Here is a 24732-nt window from a genome sequence, read left to right as displayed (position 1 = left end):
GGGTCCTTCTCATCAGCTTTTCGCTATTTAACATATATGGAAGCAGAATGCTTGAAGGATTGCGAGAAATCCAGTACGAACAAGGGCATATGCAGCTTGGAAAACATCCCTGTGCAGAATGACAATATTGGATAAGAAATCATAATATATGGTAATGTATTCGCTTACATATTATCGTATGTTGTAGAGGCGAGATTTACATTTACAAAGGGGGAATGTCCAATGAGTAAACGGATGAGGACAATTGCAGCCATTTCAATTACAGCCGGCTTAATCGCAGGATGCTCAGGAGGTCAAGGAGCGAAGCCTGCCACAGTTGCACCTGCAGATTCGAAGGCTGCAGACACACAAAGTGAGAAGATAAGTATTAACATGATGTCTATCGCCTATGAGGGTGGTGCTTGGTCGGATAAGCATCCCGTTATCGATGAATTAAACAAGAAGCTTAATATCGATTTGAAAATTCAGTGGGTTCCCTCCGATAATTATACGGAAAAATTGGGTGTTATGGCCGCTTCCAATTCATTTCCCGACGTATTCCGAATTAATAGCGCTGAATTTCTGAAATGGCGTGATAAGGGAGTGTTTCTCGATATAGCGCCGATGCTGAGCAAATATCCCAATCTGGTGAAAACCATGGATGCAGAAACTTTAGCTATAGGCAACCCCAAGGGTAAAACCTATGCGCTGCCTAACTGGACCCCGGAATTCAGGGAAACGTTGCTCGTTCGTAAGGATTGGCTCGATAAGCTTAATTTGAAGCCGCCAACGACGATAGATGAATTTTACGAAGTGGCCAAAGCATTTACGAAAAATGATCCGGACGGAAATGGCAAAGACGATACGATGGGCTATTCCTTTGCGATTGCGAATAACCGCAGCTTTACACGCGGCGCGGACCCGATTCGATTTGCTTTTGGACTGGCCAATGGCTGGAAGGAAGTTAACGGTGGAATCGTCCCTTGGCAGGCACAGCTTAAGGAATTGAAGGATTTCTTAGGTTTTACACGCAAAATGTATGCAGATGGGCTACTGGACAAGGACTTTGCAATTAATAAAGGACAGGATCCCGATTTTAAATTCGAGGCCAACAAGGTAGGCTTTACGGATGTTCCCGGAACGAATATTTATGACACCGGTCTTCCGAATCTCCAGAAGGTCGTACCTACCGCTCAGGTGCTCCAACTGGCACCGCCGAAGGGGCCTACCGGTCTTCAAGGAAATACAACCTATGCAACTACGAATAAGGTTGTCATTAATGCCAAAATTGACAAGAAGAAGCAGGAACGCATTATGGCGCTGATGGACTATATGGTAACCGATGAGGGACACTCTCTTATCACTTACGGGGTTGAGGGCATCCACTTCAAGAAGAACGGTGACAAGTATGAAATGCTTCCTGCCTTCGAGACGGATCGCCCTATGCTGATAAACTTCTGGTTCTTCCATCGTTTCGATGCATTGAATACTGTCCGCCCTTGGGAAGATCAGGAAAAGCCGAAAAAGGTTCAAGCCTTATTTGAAGAGAACAAGAAATATTTGGTCAAGGATAAAGGTGCGGGGCTATTCTCAGAAACCTCAACGAAATCAGGAGCTTCATTGGATCAAAAGCTGATGGGTGAGATGGTAGCTATCATTATGGGACAGAAGCCGCTTGAAGCTATAGATGCAGCAGTAGAGGCTTGGAAAAAGGATGGCGGTGACAAGATTATTGAAGAAATGAACGAACAATTCAAGCTGTCCAAATAGGAAAGGAACATACTTTATGAAGGCGATAAGTCTAAAGGGGAAAGAGGAAAGTGTACATTCATTGGCAGTAAGGAAAAGGAATACTCGAGCTTGGAAGCGTGGAATTCCACTATACCTGATGATTTTTCCGGGGTTGCTTTACTTTATTGTATTTAAATACATTCCTATGGGTGGCGTAATCATAGCCTTTCAGCAGTTTGACCCTTTTGACGGATTTCTGAAAAGTGATTGGGTGGGATTGGATAACTTTCGCAGGTTATTCGGGGAGCAGGATTTCGTAAGATTGCTGCAAAATACACTTTTACTTAGCTGTATGAATTTAATTTTGTTTTTCCCGGCGCCGATTGTTTTAGCCTTATTGCTGAATGAAGCGAGGGCTGCATGGTTTCGGAAATTCGTACAGACCGTTGTGTATGTTCCCCACTTTCTATCATGGGTTATTGTCGTCAGTCTCACCATCCTTCTGTTCTCAATGCAGGAGGGTGGTGTCAATAAGCTGTTAATAAATGCAGGCTTTGCCCCGATTGAGCTGCTTACCAACAGCGATTATTTCCGATTCCTTTATGTTTCGCAAAGTATTTGGAAAGAAGCCGGGTGGAGTGCAGTTATCTTTTTCGCGGCACTTGCGTCCATTGATCCAACCTTATACGAAGCTGCTGTTGTCGATGGTGCCAGCCGGTGGAGACAACTGTGGCATATTACTTTACCGGGCTTACGAACGACAATCATTATTTTATTTATTCTCAGGGTCGGCTACTTGATGGATACCAGCTTCGAGCACATCCTCCTGATGCAAAATCCGACGAACCTGCAATTATCCGATGTGTTCGACACATATGTATACCGGATAGGGATTTTGCAAGGCGATTTTAGCTACACAACGACGGTAGGACTTTTCAAATCCGTTATCGGATTAAGTCTGATCCTCATTGTGAATCGAATTGCCAAAAAACTCGGAGAGGAAGGAGTCTATTGAGATGAAAGCACATGATTTCAGAGGTAGAGCTCCTATATACCAGACGGTAGTTTACATGCTGCTGATCCTCGTCCTGATTATTGTTTTGATTCCATTTCTATATGTTGTATTTGCCTCATTCGCAACCAAGCAGGAAATTTTAACAAGGGGCTTTTTCCTAATACCGAAGGTATGGACAACGAACGCTTATGCTTATTTAATGGTGAATCAGAACTTTCTTACCTCCTTCCAAAACTCAACAATTATCGCTATATGCGGCACAACAATCAGTATGACTCTCACAACCTTGATGGCATATGGCCTATCCAAAACCTGGTTGAAGGGGCGCAAGCTATTAAATTTCATGGTGTTGTTTACGATGCTGTTCAGTGGAGGCATTATACCACTCTATTTGCTTGTAAGAGGCTTAAATCTGCTAGATTCTTACTGGTCCTTATTTCTTACAGGTGCTATCGCTCCGTTTAACTTGATCGTTATTCGAAGCTCATTCCAAAATTTCCCTTCTGAAATAGAGGAATCTGCCCGGATTGACGGCTGCTCTGAATTCGGCTTGCTGTGGAAAATTGTACTTCCGTTATCGAAGCCGGTCCTGGCAACCTTTACGCTCTTTTATACCGTTGATTACTGGAATTCCTATTTCGGCTCGATCCTTTACCTGACTTCTGCTGAAAAAATGCCGCTTCAAGTTTTTCTTCGTCAAATGCTTATTCAACCGAGTGAGAATATGGGCCCGGCAGTCGAAGGCTTGGAATTTAGCCCGGCCGTCCGAATGGCTGCCGTGGTGTTCACGGCGATTCCGCTGCTCGTTGTGTATCCTTTCCTGCAAAAGTATTTCAATCAAGGCATGCTGCTTGGCTCGGTAAAGGGCTAATGTTTGCTGCATGTAACAAAGGCTGATGAAGCTAAATATACAATTCAAAGGAGTATGAAAAATGGAAAAAAACTTATTGGATACTAATTTTATAACGCAAATCGGTATTTTGGTTCACGATATCGAGAAAACCTCGCAGGCTTACGCTGATTTTTTCGGAGTGGATAATCCGGGCTGGGCGCTTACCGCTGCTGTAGAATCGGCACAAACGGAATATAGAGGCGAGCGTTCAGAAGCGAGAGCGAAGCTGGCTTTTTTCAAAATGGGCTCGCTGCAATTGGAGCTTATTGAACCTGATGAGCACCCAAGCACATGGCGCGAATATTTGGATGAGCATGGCGAGGGTCCGCATCATATCGCATTCAGAATTGAGGGTATGAAGGATAAAGTTATGACGCTGGAGCGTAACCAGATGCCTCTGCTGCAAAAAGGTGAATACACCGGAGGCAGATATGCGTATATCGATACCTTCGAGCCGCTAAAGGTCATTGTAGAGCTGTTGGAAAACGACAAGAAGTAACATCTTTCTAATAAGGAGCTGTCGGAATTTGGAGCATATAGAAAATAATCAATTGATGAAGATAGGCATCCTTGTAGACAACATTGAGGAGGCGGTCAAGCATTATTGCGAATTGTTCGGTACTGAGATGCCAATCATTCGTGTTCCTGATTTGAACCGCGTGCCGCAGCATACGGAGAGTGGCTATACGTGGTATCGAGGCACATTTATCCCCGGTCGTGTCAAGCTGGCCAATATGCAGATGGGACCCGTGACGGTTGAATTGCTGGAAGCGTATGATGAACCGGGTCCATGGAACGAGTTCAAGCAGCAGTATGGGCAAGGCGTTCATTTCATAACCTTTACCGTTCCCGGTTTTGAGCAGCATATCGATTTCGTAGAAAGCAAAGGGTTTCCATTGACTCATAAGGGCGAATATGGAAAAGGGAGATACAGCTACTTTGATACGATTGCCAAGCTTGGGGTGACGCTTGGACTTCAGGAGCTAGGCGAGCCTAAGGATATTCCCATTATGCCGAATCTGGAGGGGCAATCATGAGAATTGTCATTACAGGAGCGAATCGCGGCCTTGGTTATGAGCTCACAGCAGAGGCTGCGCAAAGAGGTCATTTTATTGTAGCTGGTATTCGTTCTGCAAAGCCTGAAGGGAAGCTGCTGGACCTCATCGGCCGCTTCCCCGGCCAGATCGAAGCCGTAGAGCTGGATGTATGCCGTGAAGAGACGGTTGCGCAATTAGCGCGAAATCTAATAGCGGATGGGCAAGCAGTCGATGCCATTATTAATAATGCAGGCATACTGCTGGGCCGAGGAGTTTCAATTGAGGCTCTGCAGATGGAGGATGTAGCACGGAGCTTTGAGATTAATTTGTTCGGACCGATGAGAGTCATCAAGCATTTACTGCCATTGGTGCCGGATGGCCCCTCTCGCGCTATCATCAATATTTCATCAGAAGCGGGAAGTCTGTCGAATGCATATGGGGGTGATTATCCTTATGCCATCTCCAAAACAGCGATCAACATGCTCTCCAAGCAGCTCAAAAAATACGTAAGGGGCAGAGGAATTCGTGTCTATGCGCTTCATCCGGGGTGGATCAAGACCGACATGGGCGGTGAGAAGGCTCCTGGTGATCCGGTCGAAAGCGCGCAGGGTATAATCGATATTGTGGAATTGAGAAAGGACATCGATCCGGAGCATTTTTTCATTAATTTTAAAGGTGAACCGATGCCAATCTAATATCCTGAAGCCTATGGAGGAAATAAACGGATGAAAACTATTTATGCAATCGTTGGAGATTACTATCATTCTGAAGATATTATCCAACAGTCTTTGAGCTTGGCGCTTGATCCGGTTATAGAGGGTGGGCACTATCAGATCGAATATATATCAGCTGATCATTTGCTGGAACGATTGGATTCAGGTCCTGCTGCTGTGATCCTGTTCAAGGAAGATCGGGTCAATCCTCGAGACGAGGCTGTGCATCACTGGTTAACCGAGGAGATAGCGGCAGCTATTTCCCGCTACGTTGAGGGGGGAGGGGGATTCCTGGCATGGCATTCAGGGCTCGCCTCTTATCCGCAGGATTCACTATTTATTGAAATGCTAGGGGGGTATTTCGATTACCATCCGTCCAAGCATCAAATGGTGAGCTACAGAGGGGTACTTCCAACGGATCATTCCCAAGAAATATCGTTTGAAATTTTGGATGAGCATTATTTTGTTATTTGCGATGAGACAAGGACGACCGTGTTTCTGCAATCGGATTCGGTTGACGGCCACTCGATAGGCGGATGGACTCATTCCTATGGCAAAGGGACGGTATGCTGTTTAACGCCGGCGCATAACAAAGAGGGACTTCTACATGAAGGAATGCTGGAGCTGCTAAGAAACTCGGTACTGCGTTGCATTCAAATCCAATAATAGGAGACGGCAAACATGGAAAAAATTTCAACAGACCAGATCGTTAAAATCGGTATTGTAGTTGAAAATATTGAGGAAGCCGTAAAACATTATGCAGAAATCTTCAACATTGAAGTGCCGAAAGTGAGTGTGCCTAAACCGGATACGCAGCCGGATCCACGGGCCTATACGATATTCCGGGGAGAGAAGCGGAAGGTTCGCTGCAAAACAGCCATCGTGCCGTTAAAGCCGATTTATATCGAACTGATTGAGCCGCTTAACGAACCAAGTCCATGGAACGAGTTTAAAGAAGCACACGGTCAGGGAGTTCATTATGTTGCGATGAACATCGAAGGCTTTGAAGAACATATTCAACTGATGGAACACAAAGGGATGCCGGTCATCCAGAAGACGGAGAAGGGAAAAGAGCGGTACGCCTATTTCGATACAGTCCAGAAGCTGGGCGTCACGCTGGAGTTTAAGGAAGTCGATAAAAACTAGTAGGGGCAAGGAGATATCCAATGAATACTTTAAAGGAGCCTCGTAAGATGGCAACCCGCAATGTGATCAGCACACTTGAAACAGTGGATGTACAAACCGGCGAACGCACGGAGTTAGCCCAATTCGATTACTTGATCGAAGCGCCTAACTGGACGCTTGACAGCAAACGGCTTATTTATAACAGCCTGGGGCGCATTTATTCCTTCGACATTAGCGCACGAGAAAGCACGGCTATTGAATCGGGACATGTCACGCGATGCAACAACGACCATGTGCTGTCTCCCGATAATTCGCACATCGCGGTTAGCCATAACACGCTGGAGGATGGCTTGTCCCGCATCTATGTATTGCCGCTAACGGGTGGCAATCCCGTGCTGATTACGCCTATTGCGCCAAGCTACTTGCATGGCTGGTCACCTGATGGCAGCACACTGGCTTATTGTGCGGAGCGAAACGGTCAGTACGACATCTACACGATCCCGGTAACCGGAGGCGTTGAAACGCAGCTGACGGATTCTCCGGGTCTCGATGACGGTCCTGAATACTCGCCGGACGGTAAGCACATTTGGTTCAATTCGGTGCGTACAGGCTTAATGCAGGTATGGCGGATGAACGCCGATGGGAGTGAGCCGACACAGATGACTTTTGATGAGAGCAACAATTGGTTCCCGCATGTGTCTCCGGATGGCGAATCTGTAGCCTTTATTTCTTACAGCAAGGGTGATGTTGCTCCCGGCGACCATCCTGCCAACAAGAACGTTGAAATTCGGCTGATGCAGAGCGCTGGAGGCGAATTTCGCACGCTTGTTAAACTGTTCGGAGGACAGGGCACAATCAACGTTAATTCCTGGTCGCCTGACAGCAGGCAGCTGGCGTTTGTGAGCTATCAGCTAAAAGAGTAGAGGAAGTTTAGACTTATAGCGAACGGATAACAAGAATTTCTGGAGCTCATTATACTCCTGTCAGATCCTTGGTGAGGGGGAGTTTCCCAGATTGCCCTTGTATTTGCCAGGGGAGATCCCGACGGTTCGTTTAAACATTTTCAGGAAATTGGAATAATCATTAAATCCGCATTTTCCACAAGTATCTGTGACACTATAGCCTTCAGACAGGATTTCCTTTGCTTTGGAGATTCTTTTGAAAAGAATGTATTCATGAATGTTGCTGCCGATATATTTCTTGAAAACTCGTCCCATATAAAACCGGTCCACATAGAACTTTTTGGAGAGGGATTCAAGGGTAAGGTCATTTTCCAAATTCATATCAATATAGTCCAATAATGAAATTAATAATTCCGGCATAGTGGAGATGTTTTCCGAGAGGTTATTGTCCATAAATACAATATTGATCAAAACTAGTACTTCGATGAGATAATTTAGCTTTAAAATTTCATATCCGGCATTGTTTTTGAGCTGCTCCATTTGATTAAAGAGACGCAGCAATTCTTTGATCTGACTTGGTTTAAGAGAAATCTTGTTTTGCTGGCCTTTTGGTTTATTTAGAAAGCAGCTCAGGAGATCAAGCCGTGGGGAATTATAAGTGCGGACGATATGGGGGGCAAACTGTAACGTTATTCTTTCATATAACCTGTCATTTTTAAAGGAGGGCTTATGAATTTCCTGATTATTTGTGATCATTAAATCCCCATACTTTAAAGGATACATGCTTTTTTCAACAAAATAGTTCACATCACCTGATATTAAAAAATAAATTTCAAACTCATCATGCAAATGAAAGTTAACGTTGTTCAGGTTGGGATTATACAGTTTATGCTCATAGAGAATGCATTCGTCTATACTTTCATAAGCCAGGTTCATCAGCATTACCTCACTTTAGAATAAAATAGGTTCCCATTTACATTCTTTGTAATAATAGAGTAGTATATAGGATTTACAATTTCCTTGTATATTTTGATGATAATATGGACTAAATTGATGATTTCGTGAGTGACTATACTAAAAGGTTGATTTGCATCCATCTCTTCAGGAGATAGATGCATTTTTTTGATATTGAACATATTTAAAAGATTCAAGCACGGGCTGAACTCTCCTGTCTCTTCATGAAATACTGGTTTTAAAACATGGCTTCAAAGTGCAAATTAATGTCCGTTTTTGATAAATACAACCAAGTGAAAAATAAATTAAACTATCTTTAGATTAACTGTCCATGTAAGTGTAAAAAAGGGGCAGAATCATCTATAGTACGAATGGAAACTGCACAAAAAACAATATTTTAATCACAAAAAACTATGATATATCTTTAAATCTATTTTAGAATAGCAGTGTAATGGTATTTATCCTTTATCTTCCTAATTTGTATGTAAATCTTGTTTATGTATGCGCTTTCGTCATGTTTTGTACATTTTGCACTTACAGTTCAAATTAAATGGAGGGCTATTGTATGAGTACATTAAGTAAAGTGAAGCTGGGAGTCGTTGGATTAGGCGGGATGGGAAACAGTCATCTAAGGTATTTGAATCAAATGGATAACGTAGAGCTCGTAGGCGTATGTGATGTTGTCCAGGAAAATGCCGATAGCACAGCAGCGGTATACAATACTAAAGCTTATTACAGCCATACGGAGCTTTTTGAGCAATCAGGCATAGAGGCTGTGTTAATAGCAGTGCCGCATTACGATCATACGCCTATATCCATTGATGCCTTCAATAGGGGGATTCATGTTCTTTGTGAAAAACCTATTGCCGTGCATGTAAATGATGCCAAGAAAACGATCGCTGCTTATGAGTTGGCAAAGGAAGAAGATCCATCCCTTATTTTTGGGATTATGTTTCAAGAAAGGACGCTGCCTTTTCATAAGAAGATTAAAGACATCATCGATGGCGGAGAGCTCGGGAAATTAATAAGAGCCACCTGGATTAATACCAAATGGTTCAGATCCCAGCTTTACTTCGATAGCGGCGATTGGCGTGCTACTTGGGCTGGGGAAGGCGGAGGGATTCTGACCAATCAATGCCCGCATAATCTGGATCTATACCAATGGTTATTTGGCGTGCCGGCACGCATCAACGGATTCGCTCATATTGGAAAATACCATGATATCGAAGTCGAAGATGAAGTGACGGCATACTTCGAGCATGACAATGGAATGGTTGGACATTTTATAGTAACCACAGCAGAAACTCCTGGATCAAACCGAATGGAGATTGTAGGAGAGTACGGAAAACTGATTTATGAAGATAATAAAATTGTTTTTTATAGAACCCGGGAGTCCATGCTTCGGTTTATCAAAGAATCTCAAAGCAGGATGGGTAATGTCGAGAATTGGTACACTGAAATCCCTGTAGATGTAAGCGTTCCCAGCGGGCATAGACTAGTTACTGAGAAGTTCATTGCAGCTATCCGGAATGGTGGTGGAGAACTCATCGCACATGGACCAGAGGGGATCAACGGGCTAACCATTGCCAATGCGATTATGCTTTCTTCGTTTAACGATCAAACCGTTAGGCTGCCTATGGATGCAGATGAATATGAAAAGAAACTGAATGAGCTTATCAAAAGCTCGAAATACGAGAAGAAGGTTAACAGGGATGGAGCTATGGATATCAGCTATTCCCAGTGATAGCCTTGGTAACTAAAATAATTTATAGGGGGAACTATCAATGAAAGGTAAATTCCGTAAGGCATCAGCTTTTACACTTTCCTTTGCATTACTCGCAAGTGTATTTTCGGGATGCAGTTCTAATACTGCACAGCCGACGAGCTCGACACAGAAAAGTGATGATGCAAGCATCAGTACAATTCCGCTACCGATAGTCAGTAAACCCATTACTTTAAGAATGTTTGTGGCGATGGATGCCAAAGTAGCGGCAACAATGAAAAATTATAATGAAATAGCCGTGTTTAAAGAGTTGGAAAAAAGAACGGGCATACATATTGATTTCATTCATCCCGCGTCTATGGATGCGGCAGCTGTCAAAGAGCAGTTCAATCTGATGATTGCGTCAGGCGATATACCAGATCTTATTTACTATAATTGGATAGGCGATTATAACGGTGGTCCTAACAAAGCTATCAAGGATGGCGTAATTATGCCGCTTAATGAGCTGGTGGACAAATATTCGCCCAATCTCAAAAAATTTATGAATTCCGATCCCAGAGCTAATAAACAAATGCGTACAGACGATGGTACGATCTATGTGTATCCCGAGGCACAATCACCGGATCAGTTTGCGAAGGTAAACCCAAATCCTAACCCGGCTTTCCAGACATTCGGATGGCAGATAAGACAGGATTGGCTGGAGAAACTAAGCTTAAAGTCACCGGAAACAATTGAAGATTGGTATGAAGTGTTAAAAGCTTTTAAAACCAAAAATCCTAGCGGCAGCGGGAAAAATGACGAGATACCTCTCGCACCTAAAGGAGCGGGAGACCTGCAGAACTGGGTAAGGGCATGGGGGATCAATTATGGTTTCTATCATGATTCCGGTACAGTTAAATTTGGACCTTATACGCCTGAATATAAGGAAGCGCTTACGACATTAGCCAAGTGGTATAAAGAAGGCTTGATTGATCCGGATTTTGCATTAACGGACGGCAAGCAATTTGATGCCAAAGTAATGGGGAACCGTGCAGGCTCTTGGACGGGATCCACATCTGGAACATTCGGAAGATTTGTTCAGCTGATGAAAGCCAAAGATCCCACAGTGAAATTATTGGGAACGGTTCCGCCTTATGTCAAAGGAACAAAATCTTATAATTTCAATGTAGATGAAATCAAGATTGCCAGCGGCGGCGGGGTGGCCATCTCCGCTAAAAGTAAATACGCCAAAGAAGCTGCTATGTGGCTGGACTATGGCTATAGTCCTGAAGGATCGCTGCTCAATACATTTGGTATCGAGGGACAGAGCTACAAAATGGTGAATGGCTCGCCTCAATTGCTCCCTGAAATCACGAATAATCCGAAGGGCTTGTCTATTGATGAGGCATTATCGCAATATTCCAGAGGGTCTGGCGGCTTAGCCTTCGTAATGACACCTGAGATATGGCATCAACGTATGGCATTGCCTGAGCAGCAGCAAATTATTGGCTTATGGAAAGCAGGTTCATACGACAGAACAATGCCTCCTGGAGTAACGCCAACGGTTGAGGAATCTACCAAAATAGCATCCATTCTGTCTACGGTCAATACCTACAGGGATGAGCAGTTCCTTAAGTTCGTTATGGGTCAGACGCCACTCAGTGAGTTTGATAATTACATGAAGTCATTAAAAGGTATGGGGATAGAAGATGCAATAAAAATTCAGCAGGCCGCATATGACAGATATATAGCCCGTAAATAATATAATTTCCGTCTGACCATAACCATACGGGGTGACCGTTCATCCCCGTATGGTGTCCTTGTTTAATAGAAATCTAATAAGTTATTTAGGCTGATTAAAAGGAGAATGCAGATGGGGGAAGTAAAGACTGGCGAACAGATGCTTTACGGAAGAGTATCTGTAAGGAGAAAAGACAATTTTATTAGCAGACTGCTGCGGGATTTATCCAAAAACAAAATTATTTATTTCATGGCATTGCCCGTGATTGCTTACTACTTAATCTTCGACTACGGGCCTATGTATGGCGCCTCGATTGCATTTAAAGATTTTTCCGCTATTAAAGGAATATCCGGGAGCCCGTGGGTAGGCTTTCAAAATTTTAGCGATTTTTTTAAGGACGTATATTTCGTAAGAATATTTCGTAACACATTACTGCTCAGTTTATATAACATTATATTTGGCTTTCCGGCACCCATTATATTAGCGCTTTTACTAAATGAAGTACGAAAACAAATATTTAAAAGATTTGTACAATCCGTAACTTATCTTCCGCATTTTATCTCAGTCATGGTATTATGCGGCTTGATTGTAGATTTCACTTCAAGAAACGGCATCATTAATGATTTGTTAGCTTTCATGGGCATGGAAAGAGTCACGATGCTGCTTAAACCTGAATTATTCAGATCTATTTATGTAGGCTCCAATATATGGCAGGAGCTAGGCTGGGGCTCTATTATTTATTTGGCGGCGTTAGCCGGAATAGACCAGGACCTGTACGAGGCTGCGACGATTGACGGGGCGGGACGATTCAAGCAAATGCTGCATGTTACGCTGCCTGGGATCATGCCAACCATCATCATCCTTTTTATTTTGAAAATGGGGAGCATGATGAATGTCGGATTTGATAAGATATTTCTCTTGTACAATCCGATTACTTATGAAACCTCAGATGTCATTTCAACCTATGTTTATAGAAAGGGTATTCTTGAAGCGAATTACAGCTTTAGCGCAGCCGTAGGGTTGTTTAACTCGGCTATCAATTTTGTGCTCTTGGTAGCAACAAATCAATTCAGTAAGAAGGTCAACGAGACAAGCCTTTGGTAAGGAGTGGACAATAATGAATCAAAAAAGAAATATGGGTGAAAACATTTTTGGGGTATTTAATGTATGCTTTTTGTTGTTTCTGACTCTAGTTACTCTGTACCCGTTTCTATATGTTGTTTTTGCATCCTTAAGCAATCCGTCTCAATTAGCAAGCCACTCCGGGCTGCTGTTGTCACCACTTGGATTTAATGTGGACGGCTATATCAATGTGTTTAAAAATCCCAATATTATAACCGGCTATACCAATACGATTGTTTATGTGATGGTAGGAACAAGCATCAATCTTTTCATGACCTGCTTGGGTGCCTATGTATTGTCCAGAAAAGGTGTCATGCTTAGAGATCCGATGATGATGATCATCGTATTTACTATGTTTTTTAGCGGCGGCTTGATCCCTAACTATTTACTGGTAAAAAATCTTGGCATGTTTAATACGATGTGGGCTCTTTTAATACCGGGAGCTATCAATACTTATAACTTGATTATTATGAGAACGTCTTTTGCAGCTATCCCGGTTAGTTTGGAAGAATCTGCGAGAATTGACGGCGCCAATGATTTTACCATTTTGTTTCGAATTGTATTGCCGCTTTCAAAGGCTGTATTTTCAGTCATGGTTTTGTTCTATGCTGTGGCTCATTGGAATTCCTGGTTCAGCGCTATGATTTACTTGCAGAAAAGAGATATGTACCCGCTGCAGCTATTTCTACGTGAAATTCTCGTAAACAGCAGCACGGATAGTATGATTACAGGCTCGGGCGGCAGTGATAAAGAGGCTGTCAGCGAAATTATTAAATATTGCACCATTGTAGTGGCAACAGGTCCGATCATTGCCGTGTACCCGTTCTTACAGAAGTACTTTACTAAAGGAGTTATGATAGGAGCGGTGAAAGGATAATGTTATACATCTTAAAATCCATAAGGGAAAGAGGGATCGCATGATTACTGCGGAACAGATGGAATTTTATCATGAGAACGGTTACCTGCTGGTGAAAGGAGTGTACGACACTTCAGAAGTCGAAACGCTTAGGAATTCGGTGGACACCTTCCTGAAGCGGGCCGCTGCCTCCAAATATGACCGGAGCCATGCCTGGCAAGGAGACTATTTACCGCCGGAGGAATTGAAGAAGCTGGTGCTGAAGGGCTTCCATGATGTACAGTACCATGACGCCCAATTTACCCGGATGATAACACAACCGAATCTCGTGCATGTATTTACCAAGCTGATCGGTGATAATGTGCAACTCCACCATACCAAGATGATGGTAAAGCCGCCGGAGAAAGGCGCTGCCTTCCCGATGCATCAGGATTATCCGTATTTCCCGCATGAGAAGCATACGATGATGCTGGCAAGCATCCATTTGGATTCAACGAACGAGGAGAACGGATGTGTGCATGTCATACCTGGCTCCCATAAATCCGGCCCTCTTCCGCATGTCGGAAGCTATTATTTAAATCACCAGGAATATCCGATACATAGCGGGGTTCCTTGCTTGGCTGAAGCAGGCGATGTGCTATTCTTTAACTATTTAACGATCCATGGCTCTCCTATTAATCGCAGCGAACGGACTCGAAGAAATATTCTTGTCCAGGTTCGTGATCCTGAAGATATGCCGACCAAAGATACTCATGTAAATTGGGGACAGGGACTTATGCTGAGCGGAATTAATCCACTGTTCAGAAAATACAACTATACCGGTAAATTGGCTGAAGATTGAATTCGGCTCTTGTATGGTCTTAAGCCTTATAAATAATGATGAGGTGAGGCAAATGGATGCCCATAGTTTATTGGAATCAAACCATTTGTTAATAGCAATTACCAATGAGGTCAAAGGCGAGCTGGGTACATTCGAGGTCCATTATTGGGCGGGCAACGAGCTGCATTTCAGCAACAAACCCCATAAACATACGTTTTATGAAATCTTTTATGTAATCGCTGGGGAAGGTATTTATGCGGAGGGGAATGTACAGCATGGGTTAAAAAGCGGAACGTTGTTTTGCTCCCGGCCGGGAATCATGCATCAAATTATTAGTGAAAACGGATTATTTGTGTTATTTATCGGCTTTGAGATAAAGCCGGCTTCATCTTCTGCGGAGTTGAATGCTAAGTATCAGGAATTAGAGAGCTCTGATAAAGTGATTTGTTATGACTCTCATGAGACATTAACCGTATTAATGTGGAAAACATTGCTGCATCAAGCGGCGCTAAATACAAAAGGTGACAAGGATAACTTTATCCGCGACTTGGCTTACCACTTTATCTTATCTATTCCGGACAACTTTAAACAGCAGAAAATAGTGCCGGTGAAAAGAAAGATAAGGCGTTTGAGGGACAATACATTAGCTCAAGCGATGACCTATATCGGAGATAATATGGCATCCAATTTAAGCTTGAACGATGTAGCCAATTATGTCCATTTGTCGCCCCGGCATTTAAGTCGGCTGTTTTTCGAAGAAAGGGGACAAAGCTTCTCCAATTTTATTCGTAAAACTCGTCTTGAAAAGGCGATCGAGCTGCTGGTTACAACCAATCTGCCTGTAAAATTAATCGCTGAAATAGCCGGCTTTAAAACGATTCATTATTTTACACGTATTTTTTCCAAAGAAATGAAAATGACTCCTACCTTTTTTCGAAAAAAACAGGTTGTTTGATCGGAAGATTCGGAGCAGCTTGTAGAGGTTGTCCCAAAAGTCATTTCTGGAATTTCGAATCCCCCTCTAATGGGAATTTTCTTACGAACAAACGCTTCCATCCCCACTTACATAGTGGATTTGGAGGCGTTTTTGTACATAGTTTGGGACTGACTCATTCACTGACACTTATTTGGGACAGCCCCTTTTTCTCCAGAGTCTATATGGTTTGGGGTGAGCGAAGCTTACCCCTTATTTCAATTTTGGTTGGGTAAGATATGGACTCGAACGTATGGCAGCAAATAGATTTCGATGAGCCTACGGGTCTTCGATCCGATACGGATAGCCGATTCTATATACAGTATAGGGGAAGTCTTTCTCTTGTGGCCGTGGGGATATTATGAACATTTTCATCCATCATATGCCATGTCTTGGTTCCATCTAACATGAATTCCGATGACTAACGGAACGTCAATGCTCTATTGGTTGAAAACCCACCCTATTTCATGAAGTTGCGGAACTATGATGCGTTATTCTGACTTTAATAGTCGTAAAATCCATATTAACCAACAAATAAGAGATCCTAGTTCCGTTTCACTTGAACAATAACGTTAAAACAATGAAATAGCGCACCTTATTTCCTTTCAGATTCCCTCCCCACGCTCACACGTATGCGTTTGCACATAAAAGCCACCGCTTAGACACGAATGTATCTTCATCAAGCATCGAGAGGGCTTTGAATAGAAGCTTTTCTTTCCTCAATAGAAAACCTCGCTCCCCAAGAACTGACGCAGATTGTACAACAACGACTCCGCAAGGGCATGGCGGTTACTTTGTCTTTTTCTGTGCTTTTAAGACAATTTTACAGCGTTTGTTTTCAAATTAAGGGAAGTAGTATAAGATAAGTCGGAGGGGCCTCTTCCTGAAATCACAAAGGGGTTTATTTCTACGACTAGAGCAATAAGGTGGATAGAAAGCATGAAACGTCTGTTATTTTGGCTCAAATATACGATGAAAAATTCCCAATCACGATTGCTGGTTACCTTAACCTTGGTCATTTCTGTGTTAATACTTTCTCTTGGTCTGGCATCCTATGCAATTTCGAAGAGCATCCTGATGAAGGAAATGGCTGTTCCAGAATTGACCAAATTAACTATTGATCGTGACTTAACGGATCAGTTTGTGAAAAATGTGGATATGACAGCTGTACAGGTCATTCTTCACACGGCAACCACTGAATTCCTGCAGAGCAGCAATAATGATTTTGATAAAATAACGAATATTACCAATTTTCTTAATGCAGCAAGCATTTCCAACAATATCGAATCTATTTATATATATGATATCGAAAAAGAAAGAATCGCCGCAAGCAATCCGGTAGGTTATATATCGAACATGAATCTATTGGCAGATCGTGACTGGCTTAAGGATATTGATTCGATAACGGGGATGGTTGTCAAAGAGAGGCTAAATAAAAGCCGGAAAGAGATGTATATTTCTTTATTCAGACCTATCCTTTTGAACGCGCAGAAAAAAGGCATTCTCGTCATTAATATCCCTGTACAGAAATTTTTTTCCAGTCAGATTTATGTTGAAAATGATTTTGGGCGGAGCCATTTTGTTTTTGATGCTGCTTTCGAGCCGATTCTGGCTAAGGATACCGCCGGGCTCCAGGAAGCGCAGCTGGGTAATGCAGTGAAGCATGCAGATACCGCACATAACCCCACATTTTATAGCAATGGACAAAAGTATTTGCTGTATGTTTTGAAATCGGACTACACGAGTTGGAGCTTTGTTTCCGTATTGCCTGAGCAGCAATTATTTAAAGGCATGTATTGGATTCGGAATGCTGTATTGTTAGTTTCGGTTTTGTTTGCCATCGTGAGTGTAGCTCTCATCGTTATAACGAATAACAAAATGCTGCGTCCTATCAGACGGATGAGAAAGCTTTTGATCCCGATTGAAAAAACGTATAACGAGCCCGAGCTGCTTGATTTGGAAAATTTAACAACCAAAATTTTGAATGATCATTCCTTTATGTCCAAGCAGATCAAAACCAGCATGCCGGAAATCCGCAAGAGATTTCTTGAAGATGCCTGCTTCGAACAAGCGGATGCTGTGGAGCTGTATCAAAAGTGGAAGGACCATTTTGCAGATTGGCAGCAAGGCCCGCTCTACATAGCGACTATTTCTATCGATCATTACATGGAATGGTCCAAGCCTTACAGCCTGGGAGATTCCGAACTATTGTTATATGCTCTGGGAAATATTACGGCGGAGTGCTTTAATGAAAGCAACCGGAGCGTTATGGTACAGCACGGGAAAGAAGGGTTTTACTTACTTTTGCAGCCTAACCATGAGAATGCCGATGATACGGAAGGGATATGCGGCAGGGTAGTCGATGAAGCGCTGAGGTATTTAAATATGTCTGTTTCAATCGGACTAAGCGAACCGACCCACGATGTATTACATTTATCTCAGTCTTACCGGCAATCGAACATAGCTTTATTTGAACGGCTTTATCACGGATACGGCAATGTGTATATCGCAAAGACACAGGAGGAAAGAGTAAAGGCCGATGTGGATGAAGCACTCATTCAAGCGGTCTGTCAGCCTCTCCAAACGGGGAACGACTCACAGGCATGGCTCGGGGTCGATCGTTTATTCAATGCCATCTCTGAAAAAAACTATTCGCCTGTGGCCGTGATGGCTGCCCTTGAGAAGCTTCAGATTTCGTTGGAGAAAACGGCCGAAGGATTAGGCAGACCCATTCAAGCGGCTATGAAGCCTTATTTTTACCCCAAAATTAACTCAATGGACATTCATGATCTGAGGAACTATTTTAATGGCATAGTCAGTCAAATCTTATCCAAATTCCAAGAGAAACAAGTAAGCAAAACGAATATGACCATCCAGGGGATGATTGATTTTATGCTGGAGCATCTGAGTGAAAATATCGGAGTCAAGGATATCTCGGATTCGGCGCAGCTTAGTGTTTATCAGGCCAACCAGTTGTTTAAGCAGGAAACCGGACAAACCGTTTATGATTATTTCACCAAGCTGAGAATTGAACATTCGGAAATGCTTCTTAAAGAAACGGATTATAAAATTTTTGAAATCGCCGAAATGGTTGGTTATCAGAATGAAAATAGCTTTATTCGGGTCTTTAGAAATATGAAAAGCATGACCCCCGGAAAGTATAGGGATTGGCTGAAAGAACAGTCATAATAGCCTTCAACTATAGGCTGCTCAAGGGATATGCTTAAAATAAACCGGTATGCTTATATTAAAAAGCCCCGGTTTTTTGCTATTTGCATATGCCTGAGAATATGAACCGTTGCCCGGCTGTCCACATTCAATTAGGATTTGAATCAAGGCTTTACATTCATTATTTAAATTGCGAGGGGCGGTTTACCGTGAAAAAAAATCAAAGACAAAAAGGCATTCTATTAATGGCTGCTTGCCTGGTTCTGGCAGGAGCGCTAGCTGGATGCAGCAAGACGGAGACGAATTCGACTGAGGGCAACGCCGACAAATCGAAAGCGGCGGATTCTATCCGCATTATTAAAGGACCGATTGATCCTGATTCTACACCATCAGAAGCTGATACCAAGTATGTATCCGATAAGATCGGGGTTAACTTGAAAATTGAAACCTTCCCATGGAATGATTACACGCAAAAGGTCCAAACATTAATTGCCTCCGGAGATCTTCCTGATCTCTTGAGACCGAATGGACAGGGCGGTAATATTGATCAAATTATGATTAAGCAAGGCGCGGCACTGGCTCTTGACGATCTGCTTCCGAAATATGCTCCTAACTTGTGGAAAACGATGCCTAAAGAAGCTTGGGATAAAGTGCGGGCGGCATCTCCGGACGGTAAAATATATTACCTTCCTAAATATGATCTCTTTCCAAGGTTAGGCATCATGATGCGTAAGGATTGGCTTGATGCTGTTGGTATGAAAGTCCCTACTACGCAAGCGGAGCTTGTGGAAGTGCTGAAGGCGTTCCGTGATAAGGATCCCAACGGCAATGGACAAAAGGATGAACTCCCTACCAGCGGACGTGAAGGCGCACGATGGATGGATGAATTGTTCTCCATGTATGGAGTGGGAATGTATGAAGGCTATCCGGATTGGAACTTAGTCGATGGGAAGCTTGTATACTCAGGGATTACACCTAACATGAAAGCATCTTTAGAGTTTATTAAAATGCTTTATAAAGAGAAGCTTTTGGATAATGAGACCTTCTTGAACAAGAGCGATACATGGTCTGCCAAAATTAAAAATGATCAAGTGGGTATGTGGTTCCATATTCCGAGCGAGGGAACACTTAACTTCAATGCAATGAAGCAGAAAAACCCGAAAGCCGACGTGATCGTCATCCCTGTGCCTAAGGTCGAAGGCTACGAAGGTTTTGTTTCCCAGAAAGCAATGGGCTTCGTCGATTATATGATTCCTAAGAGTGCAGAGAAGAACGCAGCTAACGTACTGAAATATTTGGATTGGTGGTATACAGAGGAAGGGAAGAACTTCCAATTATATGGCCAAGAAAATCAAACATGGGTTAAAGAGAACGGTCAAGTAAAGTACTTGGCTGAGAAGGATACACCGGCTCAAATTAAATCCAGAGAGTTCGCTTTAAGCGGCTTATCTTATTGGGATATGGATTTCCGTAAAAAAATTGTCGCTATAAACCAATCGGAATACGGCAAAAAAATTCCTGCTATGTGGGAAATATCCCAGCCTGCTCAAAAGCTGCTTCCAGCAGACGGTATGCCTAACAGCGTTTTCGATGGCTTCGGAGATATTAGCACTCATAAGATTTTCCAGGAATATGCAATTAAAATCATTATGGGTGATTATCCAATCGAAAAATTTGATGAGTTTGTAGAAAAATGGAAAAAATCCGGCGGCGATGAAGTAACCAAGAAGGCAAATGAATGGTATTCGAAAGTAAATAAAAAATAATTAGACAAGGTCATACCCGTAATCATACGGATATGGCCTTAACCTTGCCCAGAATAGGAGGACGGACCTTGGAAACTGCAGTAACACAGCCTCAGAATGCCCGTTCCGGAAACAAAAAGGAGACCTTGAATCAACGGATTTTGGACAATATAAGAAAGCATTGGGCTTTATATATATTGGCTTTGCCTGGTGTTTTATGGTTTTTGGTTTTTCGTTATGTGCCTGTATTAGGCTCCTTAATCGCATTTCAGGATTATCAAATATTTAACGGATTTTGGAAAAGTCCGTGGGTTGGATTTAAGCATTTTGAATTTATTTTCAGCTACCCCGAGTTTTTAAGCATTTTACGAAACACACTGCTTATTGCCTTATACCAGCTGGTGTTCGGTTTCCCGGCTCCGCTAGTGCTGGCACTTCTTCTTAACGAAGCGAAGCAGAAGCTTTTTAAACGGACGGTTCAAACCTTCTTCTATCTTCCGCATTTTCTTTCCTGGGTTATTATAGGTGGGATTATGTTTGAAGTGTTATCCACCAATGGGGTGATGAACAAGCTTGTAACGTTATTTGGCGGTGATCCGATCCTGTTTATGCAAAAGGAAATTTATTACCGTACTATTGTTACCGTCTCTTCAATATGGAAAGAAGTGGGCTGGAACGCAATTATTTATTTGGCGGCTTTAACAGGCATCAATCCTAATCTATATGAAGCGGCAACTGTGGATGGAGCAGGCAAGTGGAGGCAATTATTCTCCATTACGCTGCCTTCCCTGGCTCCGACGATCATGATTTTATTTTTGATTAAAATTGGTAATTTTATGGAGCTTGGCTTCGAGCAATCCTATGTTTTATTGACTCCAATGACATTTTCGGTGGGCGATATACTGGATACTTATGTTTTCCGTTCAGGTGTGCAGGAAGGAAACTACAGTGTGACAACGGCAATCGGCTTATTCAAATCACTGGTAGGATTTATCCTCTTATGGGGCGCAAATTTATTATCCAAGAGAACTACAGGACAAGGTCTTTTCTAGGAAAGGAGAAGAAGCAATATGATAAGAAGATCGTTTGGGGAAAACTTGTTTCATTATTCCAATTATTTCGTACTGCTAGCTATTTCTTTAACGATGTTCCTGCCGTTGGTTCATGTGGCGGCTATTTCATTGAGCTCTCCGCTTCAGGTAGAAGGAAGGCATATCGCCTTCTGGCCGGTTGAGTTTACACTGGCGTCATATCAATTTATTTTGGCCAAAAATGATTTGTGGACCGCGCTCGGCGTTAACTTGTTCGTTACGGTAGTGGGCACTTTGTTTAGTATGCTGATCACGGTTATGCTTGCTTATTCGATATCCAAATCGGAGTTTAAAATGAGCAAGCCGATTATGATCGGCATCGTTTTCACGATGATATTCCATCCCCCGATGATTCCGTACTTTTTGACTATTAAAGGGCTTGGCATGCTTGACAGTATATGGGCTCTAATCATCCCTAGTGGTATATCGGCATTTAATCTGATCATTGTGCGAACCTTCTTCCAACAAATACCGGGTGAAATCGGAGAAGCTGCCAAGATGGATGGCTGCGGCGATTTCCGTACCTTGTTCAGCATTGTTCTGCCCTTATCCAAGCCGGTCATGGCGACAGTAGGGTTATTTTATGCTGTTGCGTATTGGAATATTTTTTACCATGCCATATTGTTTATCCGAAATACGAAGCTGTACCCGCTTCAGCTAAAAGTGAGAGAATATATCGTCAATCAGGAAACGATCATGGGATCATTAAGCAATGTCATGCTGCCGTACAATCCCGAAACGCTGCAGACTGCGGTCATTATTTTCTCGACGCTGCCGATCGTGATATTGTATCCTTATTTGCAAAAATATTTTATTCAAGGTGCTACCTTGGGATCTGTGAAGGAGTAGGTGATAGGATGGGACCTGCAAATATGAAGCTTAATGTGGATTGGCCGCAATTTCTTGCCAAGCATGATCTGATCTGGGACCGTTGTCCGGAGAAGTGGGAGGACAGCCCTTATTTGGGTAACGGGTTGATGGGGGCCATGCTGTTCAAGGAGCCGGGGGAAGCTGCTTGGCATCTGGAGATTTATCGGAGTGATGTGCAGGACCATCGTGATGATTCTCACGGAATTCCGGGTTTTAGCAGAGCAAGGCTTCCTATTGGACATTTTCTATTGGTTTTCGAAGGGAATGTTACGGGTTGCCAGATGAGGCTTGAGTTATGGAATGCTGAGCTTAACGGAACTATTTTCACGGATAAAGGTCAAGTTGATATTAAGGCGATCGTTCATTCGGAAGAGTTGGCTATTTTAGTAGAAACCAAGCCTGATTCAGGTGAAAAGAACTGCTTCTGGCAATGGTTTGCCGCCGAAGCTGTAAGTCCGCGACAATCCTATGGACTGCGCCATGGAGACAGTACGAGAACAATGGCTTCCTATTTGCCTAATCCGAAAAGCTTGTTCCGACAAGAGGAGGGAATATCTTTATCAGTTCAGCCCTTATCGGCAGGGGGTCAAACGGCTACGGCCTGGATAGAAAAAACGACGGATGATAGACGCTTGCTCATTGTAAGTGCAGCTCACAGCTATCCGCAAGAAATTGCCGACAGAGATGCATGGGCCACAGTTAAACAAGTAGCAGCCATTGCATCGGAATCACTATGGGAGTCTCACCGCCATTCTTGGCACAAGTATTACCCGTTAAGCTTTGTTTCCTTTTCCGATACGCAGCTGGAGAGCTTTTATTGGATTCAAATGTATAAATTATTTTCGGCTACCCGGGCAGACCGTGCCCTTATCGATAACCAGGGACCGTGGCTGGATGAATCTCCATGGCCATACGCTACCTGGAATTTGAATGTACAATTAAGCTATTGGCCGCTGTTCGCCTCCAACCGTTTGCCATTGGCGCAATCCTTATGGAGAACCTTGCATAACGGGTTGGATAGCTTGATAAGCAACGTTGCTGAACCGTACCGTCATGATTCCGCAGGAATTCCGACATCGACCGCACTGGATTTATTGGCTCCAGTAGTTGTACCCGGAACTGTAAAATCCGGCTTCGCGGAAGCAGGGAATTTAACATGGGCACTGCATGACTGCTGGCTCTACTACCGGATGACCATGGATGACAGCTATCTCGAAGAGGTGCTGTATCCGTTACTGCGGCGTTCTATTAATTATTATTTGCACTTTTTGTACGAGGATGAGGAGCAGAGACTGCACTTATTGGCAACCTCATCGCCCGAATACGGCGCAGTGATGGAAGACTGCAATTACGATCTGTCTCTTCTGAGATGGGGATGCGAAGCTCTCATATACAGCTGCCAGCGACTTGGTATCCGAGATGAGCTGCTGGAGCGATGGGGCGAAGTGCTGGAGAATCTCACTGCATATCCTGAGAACGACAGTGAAGGTTTCCTGATCGGCAGGGACCAATCCTATGAGAAATCGCATCGTCATTACTCCCATTTACTTATGATCTATCCATTATATTTAATTCACGCTGAACAGCCGGGGAATAGAGAGCGCATCGAGAAATCGCTCCTGCACTGGCAGAGCAAGCCGGAATATTTGGAAGGCTATTCGTGTACAGGCTCTGCATCCATATCGGCAGGGCTTGGAGACGGCGATAGGGCATTGGCTTATTTAAAACGCCTATGGGAAGGCTTTTTATCTCCAACTACGATGTATCGGGAGCTTGGGCCCGTTATTGAAACCCCGCTCTCTGCTGCGCAATCGATCCATGATATGCTTCTCCAGAGCTGGGGCAACACGATTCGTGTGTTTCCTGCATTACCCGAAGCATGGAAGGATGCCGCCATCCATGATATGCGTGCGGAAGGAGGATTCCTGGTAAGCGCCGTAAGAAAAGAAGGCGTTACTCAGTTTGTTCGAATTAAAAGCTTAGCTGGAGAGCCATGCTTGCTGAGAACAGGAATTTCAGAGCCTTATCAGGTAGTTACCGCTTCTAAGGCTCAGATTGAGCCTATCAGTGAGGGGCTGATCAGGCTGCAGCTGCTAAAAGGTGAGGAGATTGTCTTCGCTCTTGGGCATGGGACGGAATGGACTGTTGATCCGTGTGCACCTACAGCGGAAGCCGTGAATAGCTACGGCTTAAATGCAAGAACAAGAGTAGAAAGAAACCACGGGCGTAATCCGGAGTTATAGGGGCAGGTCGTCAGCTCGATTCGCACACCGATGAAGGATCGGCGGAACTGAAA

The 24732-nt window shown here is 43.4% G+C and carries 21 protein-coding genes; 20 read left to right on the top strand and 1 reads right to left on the bottom strand.

The window, feature by feature from the left end; genetic code table 11:
• The first annotated feature begins 222 nt into the window (after window positions 1-222).
• From ACFQ0C_RS03275 to ACFQ0C_RS03235, 9 genes are all read left to right on the top strand, one after another.
• Window positions 223-1749, top strand: coding sequence for an extracellular solute-binding protein (locus tag ACFQ0C_RS03275; RefSeq protein ID WP_379363941.1), 1527 nt, complete (start codon window positions 223-225; stop codon window positions 1747-1749).
• A 16-nt stretch (window positions 1750-1765) separates the two neighbouring features.
• Complete coding sequence (locus tag ACFQ0C_RS03270) at window positions 1766-2725, top strand: ABC transporter permease (protein ID WP_379363939.1); 960 nt, start codon at window positions 1766-1768, stop codon at window positions 2723-2725.
• Window position 2726: 1 nt separating this feature from the next.
• Window positions 2727-3596: a carbohydrate ABC transporter permease gene (locus tag ACFQ0C_RS03265; RefSeq protein WP_379363938.1), complete on the top strand. Its 870-nt coding sequence runs from the start codon at window positions 2727-2729 to the stop codon at window positions 3594-3596.
• Window positions 3597-3657: 61 nt separating this feature from the next.
• Window positions 3658-4116 carry a VOC family protein gene (locus ACFQ0C_RS03260; RefSeq protein ID WP_379363936.1) on the top strand — a complete coding sequence of 153 codons (459 nt, stop codon included), beginning with the start codon at window positions 3658-3660 and terminating at the stop codon, window positions 4114-4116.
• A gap of 28 nt (window positions 4117-4144) precedes the next feature.
• Window positions 4145-4654: a VOC family protein gene (locus ACFQ0C_RS03255; RefSeq protein WP_379363934.1), complete on the top strand. Its 510-nt coding sequence runs from the start codon at window positions 4145-4147 to the stop codon at window positions 4652-4654.
• Window positions 4651-5349, top strand: coding sequence for an SDR family oxidoreductase (locus ACFQ0C_RS03250; RefSeq protein WP_379363932.1), 699 nt, complete (start codon window positions 4651-4653; stop codon window positions 5347-5349). The genes ACFQ0C_RS03255 and ACFQ0C_RS03250 overlap by 4 nt, the downstream gene beginning before the upstream one ends.
• A gap of 30 nt (window positions 5350-5379) precedes the next feature.
• Window positions 5380-6033: a ThuA domain-containing protein gene (locus tag ACFQ0C_RS03245; RefSeq protein WP_379363930.1), complete on the top strand. Its 654-nt coding sequence runs from the start codon at window positions 5380-5382 to the stop codon at window positions 6031-6033.
• 15 nt (window positions 6034-6048) lie between these two features.
• Window positions 6049-6513 (top strand): VOC family protein, encoded by a 465-nt coding sequence (locus ACFQ0C_RS03240; protein WP_379363928.1) that lies wholly within the window; start codon window positions 6049-6051, stop codon window positions 6511-6513.
• A gap of 20 nt (window positions 6514-6533) precedes the next feature.
• The gene (locus tag ACFQ0C_RS03235) at window positions 6534-7415 is read left to right on the top strand and encodes a TolB family protein (protein WP_379363926.1); all 882 of its coding nucleotides are present in this window, start codon (window positions 6534-6536) and stop codon (window positions 7413-7415) included.
• A 60-nt stretch (window positions 7416-7475) separates the two neighbouring features.
• Here ACFQ0C_RS03235 and ACFQ0C_RS03230 read toward each other — a convergent pair whose 3' ends face one another.
• Window positions 7476-8330 (bottom strand): AraC family transcriptional regulator, encoded by an 855-nt coding sequence (locus ACFQ0C_RS03230; protein WP_379363924.1) that lies wholly within the window; start codon window positions 8328-8330, stop codon window positions 7476-7478.
• A 583-nt stretch (window positions 8331-8913) separates the two neighbouring features.
• Here ACFQ0C_RS03230 and ACFQ0C_RS03225 point away from each other — a divergent pair.
• From ACFQ0C_RS03225 to ACFQ0C_RS03175, 11 genes are all read left to right on the top strand, one after another.
• Entirely contained in the window at window positions 8914-10092 is a 1179-nt protein-coding gene (locus ACFQ0C_RS03225; protein ID WP_379363922.1) for a Gfo/Idh/MocA family protein, read from the top strand.
• A gap of 40 nt (window positions 10093-10132) precedes the next feature.
• Window positions 10133-11812 (top strand): type 2 periplasmic-binding domain-containing protein, encoded by a 1680-nt coding sequence (locus ACFQ0C_RS03220; protein ID WP_379363920.1) that lies wholly within the window; start codon window positions 10133-10135, stop codon window positions 11810-11812.
• 138 nt (window positions 11813-11950) lie between these two features.
• Window positions 11951-12895, top strand: a complete 945-nt coding sequence (locus tag ACFQ0C_RS03215) for an ABC transporter permease (protein ID WP_379363982.1) — start codon at window positions 11951-11953, stop codon at window positions 12893-12895.
• 13 nt (window positions 12896-12908) lie between these two features.
• Window positions 12909-13790 (top strand): carbohydrate ABC transporter permease, encoded by an 882-nt coding sequence (locus ACFQ0C_RS03210; RefSeq protein ID WP_379363918.1) that lies wholly within the window; start codon window positions 12909-12911, stop codon window positions 13788-13790.
• Window positions 13791-13830: 40 nt separating this feature from the next.
• On the top strand, window positions 13831-14610 hold the full coding sequence (locus ACFQ0C_RS03205) for a phytanoyl-CoA dioxygenase family protein (protein ID WP_379363916.1): 780 nt from the start codon (window positions 13831-13833) through the stop codon (window positions 14608-14610).
• 52 nt (window positions 14611-14662) lie between these two features.
• Window positions 14663-15544 (top strand): AraC family transcriptional regulator, encoded by an 882-nt coding sequence (locus ACFQ0C_RS03200; protein WP_379363914.1) that lies wholly within the window; start codon window positions 14663-14665, stop codon window positions 15542-15544.
• A 957-nt stretch (window positions 15545-16501) separates the two neighbouring features.
• Complete coding sequence (locus tag ACFQ0C_RS03195; protein WP_379363912.1) at window positions 16502-18751, top strand: helix-turn-helix domain-containing protein; 2250 nt, start codon at window positions 16502-16504, stop codon at window positions 18749-18751.
• A 188-nt stretch (window positions 18752-18939) separates the two neighbouring features.
• On the top strand, window positions 18940-20496 hold the full coding sequence (locus ACFQ0C_RS03190; RefSeq protein WP_379363910.1) for an extracellular solute-binding protein: 1557 nt from the start codon (window positions 18940-18942) through the stop codon (window positions 20494-20496).
• Between the two features lie 68 nt (window positions 20497-20564).
• Window positions 20565-21527, top strand: coding sequence for an ABC transporter permease (locus ACFQ0C_RS03185; RefSeq protein WP_379363908.1), 963 nt, complete (start codon window positions 20565-20567; stop codon window positions 21525-21527).
• Between the two features lie 18 nt (window positions 21528-21545).
• Window positions 21546-22415 carry a carbohydrate ABC transporter permease gene (locus ACFQ0C_RS03180; RefSeq protein ID WP_379363906.1) on the top strand — a complete coding sequence of 290 codons (870 nt, stop codon included), beginning with the start codon at window positions 21546-21548 and terminating at the stop codon, window positions 22413-22415.
• An 8-nt stretch (window positions 22416-22423) separates the two neighbouring features.
• Complete coding sequence (locus tag ACFQ0C_RS03175; protein WP_379363904.1) at window positions 22424-24679, top strand: glycosyl hydrolase family 95 catalytic domain-containing protein; 2256 nt, start codon at window positions 22424-22426, stop codon at window positions 24677-24679.
• The last annotated feature ends 53 nt before the right edge of the window (window positions 24680-24732 follow it).

It is taken from the genome of Paenibacillus sp. GCM10027630 (assembly GCF_042676305.1).
Lineage (GTDB): Bacteria > Bacillota > Bacilli > Paenibacillales > NBRC-103111 > Paenibacillus_S.
This window is presented reverse-complemented; position numbering and strand designations above follow the sequence as displayed.